A 531-nucleotide genomic window follows, 5' to 3' on the forward strand; every position below is an offset into this window, starting at 1 on the left:
CCCCACCCAGGCCCCACTCGGCCGCGTGCTCCAACTGCCGTACCGGGAAGGTCTTCACCCGGCTGATCCCGGCATTGTCGACCCAACTGGTCGCCACCCCGTCGACACCTTCACCGGTCAGCCGGGCAGCGGCCAGCCTGGCCTGGGCAGCCCGCTCGGCGCGGGACGGGGCGCTGTTCATACCGCCATGCTCACCCATCCCGGGTCCGCGGGGGAACGCCCTGTCACCCGTCCGGCGGCAGCCGGCCACCCGTGCGTGTGGCTACGCGTACGGAACCAGCCGGGTGGTGGCGGGAGTTCGGCTCCGGTCGGCCCGGGGTCCTCCTACGCCTCCGGCCCGAAGCGGCTGACCAGGTCGGCGGCGGTGAGGCGGTCGAGACCAAGGGTGGCGTCGAGGGTGCCCGGGTAGAGGCGGTAGAGGGTGCCGGTGAGGGAGGGAGTGGTGGGGAGGTCGGCGTTCAGGAGGGCCAGGAAGGCGTGGCGGTCGGTGAGGGTGGTGGGGTCGAACGGGCCGGTGTGGTTGGGGTGGTG

Annotated in this window: 1 protein-coding gene and 1 pseudogene; both read right to left on the bottom strand. The window is 73.3% G+C overall.

Going from position 1 to position 531, the window contains the following annotated elements:
- A pseudogene (locus ABD323_RS45120) lies at positions 1-181 on the bottom strand (glutamine synthetase); the annotation flags it as partial.
- A gap of 143 nt (positions 182-324) precedes the next feature.
- Positions 325-531, bottom strand: a 207-nt coding sequence (locus ABD323_RS45125; RefSeq protein WP_344447738.1) for a hypothetical protein, incomplete at its 5' end; no start/stop codon positions are given.

Origin of the sequence: Kitasatospora nipponensis (assembly GCF_039528135.1) — a bacterium.
GTDB lineage: Bacteria > Actinomycetota > Actinomycetes > Streptomycetales > Streptomycetaceae > Kitasatospora > Kitasatospora nipponensis.